14 protein-coding genes are annotated in these 12,485 nt (G+C 68.5%); 13 read left to right on the top strand and 1 reads right to left on the bottom strand.

The window, feature by feature from the left end:
* Positions 1-861, bottom strand: an 861-nt coding sequence (locus AB0F40_RS17185; RefSeq protein WP_357469939.1) for an ABC transporter ATP-binding protein, incomplete at its 3' end; no start/stop codon positions are given.
* 314 nt (positions 862-1,175) lie between these two features.
* On the opposite strand from AB0F40_RS17185, the gene AB0F40_RS17180 reads away from it, so the two are divergent.
* From AB0F40_RS17180 to AB0F40_RS17120, 13 genes are all read left to right on the top strand, one after another.
* The gene (locus AB0F40_RS17180) at positions 1,176-1,943 is read left to right on the top strand and encodes a metalloregulator ArsR/SmtB family transcription factor (RefSeq protein ID WP_357469933.1); all 768 of its coding nucleotides are present in this window, start codon (positions 1,176-1,178) and stop codon (positions 1,941-1,943) included.
* Positions 1,943-3,379 carry a Fe-S cluster assembly protein SufB gene (gene sufB / locus AB0F40_RS17175; RefSeq protein WP_357469930.1) on the top strand — a complete coding sequence of 479 codons (1,437 nt, stop codon included), beginning with the start codon at positions 1,943-1,945 and terminating at the stop codon, positions 3,377-3,379. Before AB0F40_RS17180 ends, sufB begins: the two co-directional genes overlap by 1 nt.
* A gap of 1 nt (position 3,380) precedes the next feature.
* Entirely contained in the window at positions 3,381-4,616 is a 1,236-nt protein-coding gene (gene sufD / locus AB0F40_RS17170; RefSeq protein ID WP_357469927.1) for a Fe-S cluster assembly protein SufD, read from the top strand.
* Entirely contained in the window at positions 4,613-4,957 is a 345-nt protein-coding gene (locus tag AB0F40_RS17165) for a non-heme iron oxygenase ferredoxin subunit (protein ID WP_357469925.1), read from the top strand. The genes sufD and AB0F40_RS17165 overlap by 4 nt, the downstream gene beginning before the upstream one ends.
* A gap of 37 nt (positions 4,958-4,994) precedes the next feature.
* On the top strand, positions 4,995-5,765 hold the full coding sequence (sufC, locus tag AB0F40_RS17160; RefSeq protein WP_357469922.1) for a Fe-S cluster assembly ATPase SufC: 771 nt from the start codon (positions 4,995-4,997) through the stop codon (positions 5,763-5,765).
* Positions 5,766-5,795: 30 nt separating this feature from the next.
* Positions 5,796-7,145: a SufS family cysteine desulfurase gene (locus AB0F40_RS17155; protein ID WP_357469919.1), complete on the top strand. Its 1,350-nt coding sequence runs from the start codon at positions 5,796-5,798 to the stop codon at positions 7,143-7,145.
* A gap of 43 nt (positions 7,146-7,188) precedes the next feature.
* A complete protein-coding gene (gene sufU, locus AB0F40_RS17150) occupies positions 7,189-7,668 on the top strand; it encodes a Fe-S cluster assembly sulfur transfer protein SufU (protein ID WP_357469916.1) in 480 nt (159 codons plus the stop codon).
* A gap of 10 nt (positions 7,669-7,678) precedes the next feature.
* Positions 7,679-8,056: a metal-sulfur cluster assembly factor gene (locus tag AB0F40_RS17145; protein ID WP_357469914.1), complete on the top strand. Its 378-nt coding sequence runs from the start codon at positions 7,679-7,681 to the stop codon at positions 8,054-8,056.
* 314 nt (positions 8,057-8,370) lie between these two features.
* Positions 8,371-8,559 carry a hypothetical protein gene (locus AB0F40_RS17140; RefSeq protein ID WP_357469911.1) on the top strand — a complete coding sequence of 63 codons (189 nt, stop codon included), beginning with the start codon at positions 8,371-8,373 and terminating at the stop codon, positions 8,557-8,559.
* An 11-nt stretch (positions 8,560-8,570) separates the two neighbouring features.
* Complete coding sequence (locus AB0F40_RS17135) at positions 8,571-8,756, top strand: hypothetical protein (RefSeq protein ID WP_357469907.1); 186 nt, start codon at positions 8,571-8,573, stop codon at positions 8,754-8,756.
* 56 nt (positions 8,757-8,812) lie between these two features.
* Positions 8,813-10,426 carry a hypothetical protein gene (locus AB0F40_RS17130; protein WP_357469904.1) on the top strand — a complete coding sequence of 538 codons (1,614 nt, stop codon included), beginning with the start codon at positions 8,813-8,815 and terminating at the stop codon, positions 10,424-10,426.
* A gap of 130 nt (positions 10,427-10,556) precedes the next feature.
* A complete protein-coding gene (locus AB0F40_RS17125; protein ID WP_357469900.1) occupies positions 10,557-11,978 on the top strand; it encodes an RHS repeat-associated core domain-containing protein in 1,422 nt (473 codons plus the stop codon).
* A gap of 12 nt (positions 11,979-11,990) precedes the next feature.
* On the top strand, positions 11,991-12,248 hold the full coding sequence (locus AB0F40_RS17120) for a hypothetical protein (RefSeq protein ID WP_357469897.1): 258 nt from the start codon (positions 11,991-11,993) through the stop codon (positions 12,246-12,248).
* Positions 12,249-12,485: the final 237 nt, after the last annotated feature.

Raw genomic sequence — 12,485 nt, 5'->3', positions numbered from 1 at the left:
CTCGGTGAGGCTGTTCACGCCCCGCTTCATGGCGCCGTAGGCGGGCAGCACTGGGTTGGCGCGCAGGCTGCCGATGCTGGGTATTTGTTGGTCCGACGCCTGCTGGCCCGACAAATACCCAGCACTCAACGGAGGGGGGAGGGTGGTGAGGAGGGTCTTCAGGTTCAGGCCCGGGGTTGCCTCGATGCGGATCGAGCCCGGCCCGGTGCCGTCCCCGTCGGTCAGCTCGCGGACGCTGCCGGAGGTGATCAGGCGTCCGTGGTCCACGATGTGGACGTGGTCGGCGAGGTCGGCCGCCTCGTCCATCAGGTGGGTGGTCAGGACGATCGCTACGCCGTCGGCGCGCAGCTCCCGCACCAGCTCCCAGACGGCGCGCCGGCTCTGGGGGTCCATGCCGGCGCTGGGCTCGTCGAGGAAGACGACGTCGGGGCGCCCGACGACCGCCGCTGCGAGCGCGACCCGCTGGCGCTGCCCGCCGGACAGGCGGCGGACCGTGGTGCGGGCGAAGCCGTGCAGGCCCAGCCGTTCGGCGAGCTCGTCCACCGGGCGGGGCGTCGCGTACATGGCGGCGACGTGGCGCAGCAGCTCCAGCGCGCGCACCCCGGTGGGCAGGCCGCCGTCCTGCAGCATGACGCCGACGCGTGGGCGCAGGGCACGCGCGTCGGCGACGGGGTCGCGGCCCAGGACCCGGACGGTGCCGCCGTCGGGCGAGCGCAGGCCCTCGCAACACTCGATGGTGGTCGTCTTGCCCGCACCGTTGGGGCCGAGGACGGCGGTGACGGCGCCCGGGCGAGCGACCAGGTCGAGGCCGTCGACGACCGCGCGGCCGTCGTAGCGTTTGACGAGACCGCGCACCTCCACGGCGACCTCGGCGGCGGCACCGGCAGGACGATGTGGTGCGGCGCCTGCGGTGGCCGCCTGGGCGGGGTCGATCGCGGGCGCGTCGGACAGGGGCACCGCACAATCGTAGGCGGCGTCGCGGGGGACGTCGTCGCACTACGTGACCCGGGTGTGGACCGTGCGTGTGAGATGTGTCGCGATCGACCCGAACTGAGGCTCGCCTTCCTTGCGCATCTCGAATTAGGGAACAAGGATGTTCTCAAAAGCATTGGCGTCTAGGAAGGCGTGCCGGGGGTGAAGCATGCCTCCGGACCGACGTGAGGGAGGTGACCAGCATGAGCGCACCGACACAGGTGCCGGTCGGGCACGTGGCGAGCCACGAGACCGATGGCACCACCCGCCGGCGAGTGCTCGAGCTCGTCGCGTCCCGTGGCCCGGTCACCGCCGGCGCCCTCGCGGCCGTCCTCGAGCTCACGGCCCCGGCTGTGCGCAGGCACCTGACCCTCCTGGAGGAGGACGGCAAGATCACCGTGCACGAGGCCTCCCGGTCGGGCGTCCCCCGGCGCGGACGTCCCGCACGGCGGTACGTCGTCACGGGCGGCGGCCAGTCCGAGCTGGCCGGCGGCTACCAGGAGATCGCCCGGCAGGTCCTGCGGTTCCTGCGAGAGACGGGCGGCAGCGAGGCGGTGCACGGCTTCGCCAAGGAGCGGTTCGACGCCGTCGCGCGCAGCTACGCACCGCACCTCACCGCCGACACCGCAGAGGGCCGGGCCGCCCAGCTCGTCCAGCTGCTGTCCGCCGACGGTTATGCCGCCTCGGTCCGGCCCGTTCCCGCTCCGCTGACCGGCCCGACGGCCGGCACCGTGGCGCGAGCGGTCCAGCTCTGCCAGGGGCACTGCCCGGTCCAGCACGTGGCCGAGGAGTTCCCCGAGCTGTGCGAGCAGGAGGCCCGCGCGTTCAGCGAGCTGCTGGGCTCGCACGTCCAGCGCCTCGCGACCATCGCCGGTGGCGCGCACGCCTGCACGACGAACATCCCCGTGAACCTCCCTCTGCCAACCCCCGCGACGAACATCCCCGCGACGACCCCCACCGAAGGAAAGTGATGAGCGCAGAAACGCAAGCGCCAGAGCAGCGCTCCGACGATGAGATCATCGCCAGCATCGGCTCTTACGAGTACGGCTGGCACGACAGCGACGCCGCGGGCATGTCCGCGCAGCGCGGCCTGAGCGAAGAGGTGGTCCGCAACATCTCGGCGCTGAAGAGCGAGCCCGAGTGGATGCTGAACCAGCGGCTCAAGGCGCTGCGCCTCTTCGGCAAGAAGCCCATGCCGAGCTGGGGCTCCGACCTGTCGGGGATCGACTTCGACAAGATCAAGTACTTCGTGCGGTCCACGGAGAAGCAGGCCACCTCCTGGGAGGACCTGCCCGACGACATCAAGAACACGTACGACAAGCTCGGCATCCCCGAGGCCGAGAAGCAGCGCCTCGTCGCGGGCGTCGCCGCCCAGTACGAGTCCGAGGTCGTCTACCACCAGATCCGTGAGGACCTGGAGGAGCAGGGCGTCATCTTCGTCGACACCGACACCGGCCTGCGCGACTACCCGGAGCTCTTCCAGGAGTACTTCGGCACCGTCATCCCGGCGGGCGACAACAAGTTCTCCGCGCTGAACTCGGCCGTGTGGTCGGGTGGCTCCTTCGTCTACGTGCCGCCGGGCGTGCACGTGGAGATCCCGCTGCAGGCCTACTTCCGGATCAACACCGAGAACATGGGCCAGTTCGAGCGCACGCTGATCATCGCCGACGAGGGCTCGTACGTGCACTACGTCGAGGGCTGCACGGCGCCGATCTACACGTCGGACTCCCTGCACTCCGCGGTCGTCGAGATCATCGTGAAGAAGAACGCCCGCGTGCGCTACACGACGATCCAGAACTGGTCGAACAACGTGTACAACCTGGTCACCAAGCGCGCCACGGCCGCTGAGGGTGCCCAGATGGAGTGGGTCGACGGCAACATCGGCTCGAAGGTCACCATGAAGTACCCGGCGATCTACCTGCTGGGCGAGCACGCCCGCGGCGAGACGCTGTCCATCGCCTTCGCGGGCGAGGGCCAGCACCAGGACGCCGGCGCCAAGATGGTGCACGCGGCGCCGAACACGTCGTCGTCGATCGTGAGCAAGTCCGTGGCGCGCGGCGGCGGCCGCACGTCCTACCGCGGCCTGGTCCAGGTGCTCGAGGGTGCCTCCCACTCCGCGTCCAACGTCCTCTGCGACGCGCTGCTGGTCGACCAGATCTCCCGCAGCGACACCTACCCCTACGTGGACGTCCGCGAGGACGACGTGTCCATGGGCCACGAGGCCACGGTCTCGCGGGTGAGCGAGGACCAGCTGTTCTACCTCATGTCCCGAGGTATGGAAGAGACCGAGGCCATGGCCATGATCGTGCGCGGGTTCGTCGAGCCCATCGCGCGCGAGCTGCCCATGGAGTACGCACTCGAGCTCAACCGCCTCATCGAGCTGCAGATGGAAGGGTCCGTCGGCTGATATGACTCTCACGACCGATCACACGCGCGCTGTTGCCGACGGCGCCCACACGCACGGCGCCGTCAAGCCCCAGGGCTCGCGCGCCGAGCGCCGCACGTCGTTCTCGCTGGACGACATCCCCATCCCCAACGGGCGCGAGGAGGAGTGGCGCTTCTCCCCGGCCGACCGCCTCCAGCCGCTGTTCCAGGCGGACCTCGGTACCTCGGGCGTCACGGTCCAGGTGACCGCGGCCCCCGAGGTCCAGGTGGAGACCGTCGCCCGCGACGACGCCCGCCTCGGCACCGCCGGCCAGCCCGGCGACCGCACGGCCGTCACCGCGTGGAACGCCTTCGAGCAGGCCACGATCGTGACCGTCCCCAAGGAGGCCGTGGCCTCCGACGTCACCTCGGTGCGCCTGACCGGCGTGTCGAAGGACGCGACGGCGGCCCACGTGCTGGTCCGCGCAGAGCGGCACTCCGAGGCAGTGGTGGTCCTGGACCACGACGGCAGCGGCACGCTCGCCGAGACGGTCGAGATCGTCGTCGAGGACGGCGCGCAGCTCACCGTCGTCAGCGTCCAGGACTGGGCCGACGGCGCCGTGCACGCCTCCTCGCACCGGGCCCGCATCGGGCGCGACGCGAAGCTCAAGCACGTGGTCGTGACGTTCGGCGGCGACGTCGTGCGCGTCACCCCGGACGCCGAGTTCACCGCCGCCGGTGGTGAGGTCGAGATGGTGGGCCTCTACTTCGCGGACACGAACCAGCACCAGGAGCACCGCCTCTTCGTGGACCACGCGGTGCCGGACTGCAAGTCCCGCGTGACCTACAAGGGCGCCCTGCAGGGCTCCGGTGCGCACACCGTGTGGGTGGGCGACGTCCTGATCCGGGCCGCCGCCGAGAACACCGACACCTACGAGCTCAACCGCAACCTCGTCCTGTCGGACGGCGCGCGCGCGGACTCCGTGCCGAACCTCGAGATCGAGACCGGCGAGATCGCCGGCGCCGGCCACGCCAGCGCCACCGGCCGGTTCGACGACGAGCAGCTCTTCTACCTCCAGGCCCGGGGCATCCCCGAGATCGAGGCCCGTCGTCTCGTCGTGCGCGGCTTCTTCGCCGAGCTCATCCACGAGATCGGCGTCCCGTCCGTCGAGGAGCGCCTGCTCGCCTCCATCGAGGCCGAGCTGGAGAAGTCGATGAGCGTGATCACCGGGGCACCGTCCGTCGTGCCCACCGAGGCCGAGGTGGCTCCGAGCGCATGACCGCACAGCTCGCCTGCATGACCGACGACCTGGGCCCGGAGGAAGCGATGCTCGTCGAGCTCGACGGCGCCGACGGGGCCCCGGTCCCGGTCGCCGTGGCGCGCGACGCCGAGGGCACGTACCACGCCATCTCGGACATCTGCTCCCACGGCGCCGTCTCGCTGTCCGACGGCGAGGTGGAGGGCACCCTCGTGGAGTGCTGGCTGCACGGCTCCCAGTTCGACCTGCGGACCGGCCAGCCCCTCCAGCTTCCGGCGGTGCGCCCGGTGCCCGTCTACCCGGTGACCATCGACGGCGACAAGGTGCTCGTCGACATCGACGTCACCGTGCCCGTCTCCTGAACAACTGACTTCGCAAGCTACCCCTGGAGTAACCGATATGCCCACCCTCGAGATCCGCGACCTGCACGTCAGCGTCGAGACCAAGGAAGGCCCCAAGCCGATCCTGCGCGGTGTCGACCTGACCATCGCCAGCGGTGAGACCCACGCCATCATGGGACCCAACGGCTCCGGCAAGTCCACCCTTGCGTCGGCGCTCGCCGGCCACCCCAAGTACACGGTCACCTCGGGTACCGCCACGCTGGACGGCGAGGACCTGCTGGAGATGACCGTCGACCAGCGCGCCCGCGCCGGCCTCTTCCTCGCCATGCAGTACCCGGTCGAGGTCTCCGGTGTGTCGGTCGCCAACTTCCTGCGCACCGCCAAGACCGCCATCTCCGGCGAGGCCCCCAAGCTCCGCACCTGGGGCAAGGAGGTCAAGGGCGCGATGGAGAACCTCCGCATGGACCCGGCCTTCGCCGAGCGCTCCGTGAACGAGGGCTTCTCCGGTGGTGAGAAGAAGCGCCACGAGATCCTGCAGATGGAGCTCTTCAAGCCGCGTTTCGCGATCCTCGACGAGACCGACTCCGGCCTCGACGTCGACGCGCTGCGCGTCGTGTCCGAGGGCGTGAACCGCGCCAAGGAGGAGACCGACATCGGCATCCTCCTCATCACGCACTACACGCGCATCCTGCGCTACATCAAGCCCGACTTCGTGCACGTCTTCGTCGACGGCAAGATCGCCGAGGAGGGCGGCTCCGAGCTGGCCGACCGCCTCGAGGAAGAGGGCTACGACAAGTACCTCGGCGCGAACAAGACGGTCTCGGCCTGATCCACTGCTGACGTATCGCGAAGGGACACCATGACCACCACCGACACCGTGCGTCCGGGCGGCACCGCCCCGGGCGACGCCACCCCGGCGGTCGCGTCCGTCGAGACCGAGATCTCGACGACCGAGCTGGCCGCCGTTCGGGCGGACTTCCCGCTGCTCGAGCGCACGGTGCGGGGCGGTCAACCCCTCGTGTACCTGGACTCCGCCGCGACGTCCCAGAAACCGCAGGTCGTCCTCGACACCGAGGTGGACTTCTACGAGCAGCGCAACGCAGCGGTCCACCGCGGCGCGCACCAGCTCGCCGAGGAGGCCACCGAGGCGTTCGAGCAGGCGCGTGCGGCGGTCGCCGCGTTCGTCGGCGCGGACGACGACGAGATCGTCTGGCAGCCGGGCGCCACGGCCGCGATCAACGTCGTGGCCTACGCCTTCTCCAACGCGACCCTCGGTCGCGGGGGGGAAGCCGCCGCGCGGTTCCGGCTCGCGCCCGGTGACGAGATCCTCGTCACCGAGGCGGAGCACCACGCCAACCTCGTCCCGTGGCAGGAGCTGTGCGCCCGCACCGGCGCCACCCTGCGCTGGATCCCGGTGACGGACCACGGCAGGCTCGACCTGTCGAACCTCGACGCGCTCCTCACCGAGCGCACCAAGGTGCTGGCGTTCGGGCACGTGTCGAACGTGACCGGGGCCGTCGCGCCCGTCGCGGCGCTCGTCGCGGCCGCCCAGCGCGTGGGCGCCCTCACGGTGCTCGACGCGTGCCAGTCGGTGCCGAACATGCCCGTGGACCTCCACGAGCTCGGCGTCGACTTCGCCGCGTTCAGCGGGCACAAGATGCTCGGGCCCACCGGCGTCGGCGCCTTGTACGGGCGGCGCGAGCTGCTCGAGGCCATGCCGCCCACCGTCACCGGCGGGTCCATGGTCGAGGTGGTGACCATGGAGAGCACCACCTACGCGCCGCCGCCGCAGCGGTTCGAGGCGGGCACCCAGATGGTCGCGCAGGCGGTCGGCATGGGCTGCGCCGCGCAGTACCTCGACGAGCTCGGCATGGCCGGCGTCGCCCGGCACGAGACCGAGCTCGCGGCGGAGATGCTGAAGATCGCCGAGATCCCGGGCGTCCGGGTCATCGGACCGCTCGATACGGCCGATCGCCTCGCCGTGGTCTCGTTCGTGGTCGACGGCGTGCACGCGCACGACGTCGGACAGGTGCTCGACGACAAGGGAATCGCCGTCCGGGTGGGGCACCACTGCGCGCAGCCGCTCCACCGCCGGTTCGGCGTGGCAGCGACGGCGCGCGCGTCGGCGTCGGTCTACACGACGGTCGAAGAGGTCGTGGCGTTCCGGGAAGCGTTGGCGGGGGTCCGCGCGTTCTTCGGAGCAGAGTGAGAACTTCGGCAAGACTGTTGGGAAGATCGAGAGAGGCAGCGTCGTGAGCACGCTCGAGCAGATGTACCAGCAGGTGATCCTGGACCACGCGAAGCGTCCGGTGGGCCACGGGCTCGTCGACCTCGCGGCGGGCCACGGGCACCTCGCGGGGGAGTCGCACCAGGTGAACCCGACGTGCGGTGACGAGGTGACCCTCCGGGTCGACGTCACGCCGGAGGGCACGGTGGCGGGCGTCTCGTGGGAGGGGCAGGGATGCTCCATCTCCCAGGCGTCCGTGTCGGTCATGACATCGTTGGTGGAGGGCGTACCCCTCGCCGAGGTGGCGCGGCTCGACGGGCTGTTCCACGACCTGATGTCGTCCCGCGGCAAGGGCCTGGACGACGACGAGGCCGAGGACGCACTCGGTGACGCGGCGGCCTTCACCGGCGTGTCGCAGTACCCCGCGCGAATCAAGTGCGCGCTGCTCGGCTGGGCAGCGCTCAAGGACTCGCTGGCGCGCAGTGGCGCGCTGGCAACGAGGTGAGGAGAGACCGATGACTGAGGCGAGCACCGAGGTCGGGCAGGAAGCCCCGGCCGCTCCCGCTGACGGGGTGGGCCCTTCGCCCACCACCGCGGTGGACGTCGAGGAAGCGATGCGCGACGTGATCGACCCCGAGCTGGGCATCAACGTCGTCGACCTGGGCCTGGTGTACGGCATCCAGGTGGACCAGAACAACCACACGACCATCGACATGACGCTCACGTCGGCGGCCTGCCCGCTGACGGACGTGATCGAGGACCAGACCGCGCAGGCGCTCGAGGGCATCGTGGACGGGTTCCGCGTGAACTGGGTCTGGATGCCGCCGTGGGGTCCGGAGAAGATCACGGACGACGGCAAGGAGCAGCTGCGGATGCTGGGGTTCAACGTCTGAGCCGGAGGTGCAGCGCAGGGTGCGGGCTGAGGAACGAGGCACGCGCCCGTAGCGGAACCGCAGGCTCAGACGTCGGAAGAACGTCTGAGGATCTAGCAGGTCAGGTGGCAGGTCCCTGAACTGGGGAAATGTCCCCTGACCTGCTAATTCTCTTTCGGGCCCGCGGGACGGAAGTGGACAGGAGTGGCCTCGTGAGGCCAGCCGAAGTCCCAGCGAGGCCGGCTGGCGCGGTGTGTGCACCTGGTCGGTGAGCGGACCCACCGCAGCAGACCTTCCCGTCGCACCTTCGAACTCCTGGGGAGCACACGAGCCCGGTGACCGGCAAGGTCACGAGCGTCCGGGCACGGTACAGCGGCCCAGACACGGAAAAGCACACCCGTTCCTTCGGGGACAAGCTGGCGGCCGAGGCCTGGCTCAACGACGAGCGGATTCGGTATGAGTCGGCCCCTGGAAGCCACATCCTTCCCGAACTGGTCGACATTCCGCTGAAGAACCTGACCTGACCCGACTCGATGTGACGAGCTGGTACACGAAGCTGGCCGCGACACTTGCGGAGGCGCGGTCACGGACGTGGCATGGACAGGAGAAGTCCGACGGACGTGGCGCGCTGTACTCGGCCTATCAGACACTGTCGTCGATCCTGACCGACGCCGTCGACCACGAGCTGCTCGACGCCTCGCCGGCGAAGGCCAGCGCGTGACCGAGGGCTCGTATGACGCGCTTGGCCGGCTGGCACAGTTGTGGAAGCCCGGGCGTGTGAGGGGTGAGGACACGGCGTCGGTCAAGTACTGGTATGGCGTGCGTGACACCGGCGTGAACGGGGTGCGCACCCAGACGCTCACGTCCGACGGGTCCGGCTACCGCACGAGTTTCACGATCTACGACGGACTGCTGCGTGAACGCCAGACTCAGGTGCCGTCGGCGTCGGACCTGGCCACGGGCCGCGTCATCACCGACACCACCTACGACACGCGCGGGCTGGCCACGCTGAACAACCATGCCTGGCATACGACCGGTGACCCTGCCTTCGGACTCGTGACGACGTCGGCGGCGGTACCCGGGCGCACCTTGACCGAGTACGACGGCGCAGGCCGGCCGACCCGGGAACGGTTCCAGGTGGACGAGGACGCCGAGGACTACGACAACGGCACCTACGTCCTGAAATGGGAGACCCGCACCCAGCACCGTGGAGACCGCACGCTCGTTACTCCTCCCGCCGGCGGCACCCCCACCACCACGATCACCGATGCGCGGGGGCGCACGAGGACGATCCGGCAGCACACGGGTACCACGCCAGCTTCCGGCTACGTCGCGACGACGTACACCTACGATGCCGCCGACCGGCTCACCCGTGCCGTGGACGACGCCGGAAACCGGTGGACGTACGAGTACGACCTGCGCGGCCGTCAGACGCGCACCACGGACCCCGACAAGGGCGAGGCGTTGACCGCCTACGACATTCTCGGGCGCGTGAAGACCACGACCGACGCGCGCGGCCAGGTCCTCGGCTACACGTACGACGCGCTCGGGCGCAAGACCAGCATGCGTGAAGGCGGAACGAGCGGGACCGTGCGCGCCGAGTGGACGTACGACCTGCTCGGCGACGGAACTAGAGTGCCGGGCCAGCCGGCGTCCGCGACGCGGTACGTCGGCACCGGCACGGACCAGAGCGAGATCGTCACGACCGTGGACGGATACGAGGTCCACGGTCAGCCCACGGCGACCACGACCACGATCCCGCAGAGCGTGAACGGCACGGACCTGGGCGAGCTCGCACGGTCATGGACGACGACGTACGGGTACACGGTCTCCGGACTTCCCGAGACCGCTAACTACCAGTTCGGTGGCGGTATCCCGTCCGAGACGTTGAAGACGTACTACGACGCGGCCGACCGGCCGCGTGGACTGGCCAGCGACCGTGGCGGCATCTATGTGGCTGCCGCGGACTACAAACCCACCGGGGAACCCGCCCGCTTCTCCCTCGGGAACACGCACGCCTACGTGCAGGACTGGGACTACGAGTTCGGCACCAACCGGCTGAAGAAGACCACCGTCGTGGCTGAGGACCCCTCGGGTGTGGCGGTGGATGTGCGGCGCGCGTCCTACACGTGGGATCACGCCGGTAACCTGACCAGTGTGTTCGACACCCCCGCAGCCAACCTCGGAGGCCGCGCACACGATCGCCAGTGCTACGACTACGACGGCCTCGGCCGCCTGATCGAGGCATGGACCCCGGCCACCGCCGGCTGCGGCACGGCCCCTTCGTCGGGGATCCTGGGAGGTGCGGCCGCCTACTGGCACTCGTACTCCCACGACTCGGTAGGGCAACCGCACCAGTGTGGTCGAGCACGCTGTCGGGTCCGGTGGTGACACGACCAATACGTACGACTACCCGGCTGCGGGCGGCGCCGCCGGGAGTCAGCCGCATGGCGTTACCCAGGTCGAGCACACCGGTGACCAGACCGGGACCAGTAGTTTCGCCTATGACGACGCCGGGAACATGACGGGTCGTGAGCACGCAGGACTGCCGCTCCAGGAGCTGTCCTGGGATGCTGAGGGCGAGCTCGCTACGGTTGCTGAGGATGCCGACGGGGACGGGGCTGTCTCCACCGTGGAGCAGGACGACGCCGACGGCTACGTCTACACCGCTGACGGGAAACGCGTCCTGCGGACCCAGGATGATGCCACGACGCTGTACCTCGGGCATCAGGAGCCCACCCTGGATCACTCGACGGGGAGTGTCTCCGGGCAGCGGTACTACGCGTTCGGCGGGATGACGATCGCGACGCGTACGGGGTACAACTTCGGTGACGTGGACACGATCATCTCCGACCAGCAGGGCACCGGCACGGTGCAGGTCCCGAACGTGGACGGGCCCGGGCAGCGCGTGCATCGCTATACGGACCCCTATGGCAAGCCCCGCGGCCCGCAGGCGTCCCAGCCGGGGGCGGGTGGCGGCGCAGACGGTAATTGGACCGGCGAGCACGGTTTCCTCGACAAGCCCGTCGACGCCACCGGCCTCACCGCTATAGGCGCTCGGATGTATGACCCGCTGCTGGGTAAGTTCATCTCCGTGGACCCGATCATGGATCTGACTGACCCGCAGCAGTGGAACGGGTACGCGTACAGCCACAACAACCCCACCACCTTCACCGACCCGACCGGTATGCGGGAGGTCTGCGAGACCGGGTACTCCTGCAACTACGGCAAGGGCGGGAGCATCACCAAGGCCAAGAAGAGGCCCAAGCCAAAGCCCACCATCTGGGATATTGCTTCTGGGATCAGGCACAGTCGTACCTACAGCATCTTCCGGCCGGCACCGATGATTGTTCCAGCCGACCCCAGGCAGCGTGCCCTGCAGGACATTCGGTCGGCTCAGGCTGAACTTGCTCGAGCGCGTGTTATCGCCGCAAAGGCGCGAGCAGAGCGTGCCCGCAAGGCGACGATAGCTGCACAAAAGAGCGCGGCATTCTATGCCGGTACAAGGCTGGCATCGCCTGGAGGCATGCGAGGTGCTACGCAGGCTGGGAGCGTCCACTACTGGCGAGGATTTTTCTTCCAGCAGACTGGCCTCGATATCTTTGCACCCAGATACAATGTTGAGGTAAATGCTGGCGGATGTGTCATCGGCTGCTTGGACGGTGCGCTCGGTTACGACAGTAAGCATGGTCCCTATGCCGACGGTTCGTGGGGTGGAGGTGCGGAGCTGGGGGTTAGTGCAGGAATTGGTATCGGCAACGGGATCAGCCCTGGCTCGTATTCGGGCGTCGCGGGGTCGACGTCGATTGGGCTGATGACCGTATCCGGATCTGCTGTTATCGGGCCAGGTGTGATTGGGTCGGCAGGTTTGGGGTACTCGCCGAGATTTGGATTCCGACACGGTGTTCACTACCAGCGTGGCTTCACGATAACGGCGCACTAGGTGGGTTTTAACATGGAAGACAACGCACGGCTGCTCCTTCTAGGTCTGGGAGTGGTATTCGTGATCGCAGGAATTGTTGACGCCATATTCCACAGGCAGATGGGAGATCTTGCTAAGCGGATCGTCGATCGGATTCCGGAGAGCTTTATCGAAGATATGTTTCCAGTAGATCCTCGTGGGTATAATTTTCGGCGAGGGGCACTTATTAGTGGAGTTCTGTTCTCGATATTTGGCTCCGCATACGTATGGGTCATTCTTGCGATCTTATGAGCCAACGGGACGGTCGAACATTTGATAGCAACCATCGCCTACGTCACATGTACAGATGTGAAAATGCACTTGGTGGTCGAATGGCGTCCGAAACTGCATCCAGGGCTGTTTCACATTGGCAACCTTTGGAACTGCTGGGAACGCAGTGTCCTTGGACGGCAGGTCCGGGGACGTGGCGTGCCTGATGACGCCGCAGCTGTCCGCGTCCCCCTCGTTGGCCCACGCGGTGACGAGATC

This window comes from Promicromonospora sp. NPDC023987 (assembly GCF_040639055.1).
In the GTDB taxonomy this organism is placed as follows: domain Bacteria; phylum Actinomycetota; class Actinomycetes; order Actinomycetales; family Cellulomonadaceae; genus Promicromonospora.
This window is presented reverse-complemented; position numbering and strand designations above follow the sequence as displayed.

Excerpts from the sequence above, each read along its gene's own strand:
- AB0F40_RS17180 (WP_357469933.1), top strand. The coding sequence starts at position 1,176 with ATGAGCGCACCGACACAGGTGCCGGTCGGGCACGTGGCGAGCCACGAG.
- sufB (WP_357469930.1), top strand. The coding sequence starts at position 1,943 with ATGAGCGCAGAAACGCAAGCGCCAGAGCAGCGCTCCGACGATGAGATC.
- sufD (WP_357469927.1), top strand. The coding sequence starts at position 3,381 with ATGACTCTCACGACCGATCACACGCGCGCTGTTGCCGACGGCGCCCAC.
- AB0F40_RS17165 (WP_357469925.1), top strand. The coding sequence starts at position 4,613 with ATGACCGCACAGCTCGCCTGCATGACCGACGACCTGGGCCCGGAGGAA.
- sufC (WP_357469922.1), top strand. The coding sequence starts at position 4,995 with ATGCCCACCCTCGAGATCCGCGACCTGCACGTCAGCGTCGAGACCAAG.
- AB0F40_RS17155 (WP_357469919.1), top strand. The coding sequence starts at position 5,796 with ATGACCACCACCGACACCGTGCGTCCGGGCGGCACCGCCCCGGGCGAC.
- AB0F40_RS17145 (WP_357469914.1), top strand. The coding sequence starts at position 7,679 with ATGACTGAGGCGAGCACCGAGGTCGGGCAGGAAGCCCCGGCCGCTCCC.
- AB0F40_RS17125 (WP_357469900.1), top strand. The coding sequence starts at position 10,557 with ATGACGGGTCGTGAGCACGCAGGACTGCCGCTCCAGGAGCTGTCCTGG.
- AB0F40_RS17120 (WP_357469897.1), top strand. The coding sequence starts at position 11,991 with ATGGAAGACAACGCACGGCTGCTCCTTCTAGGTCTGGGAGTGGTATTC.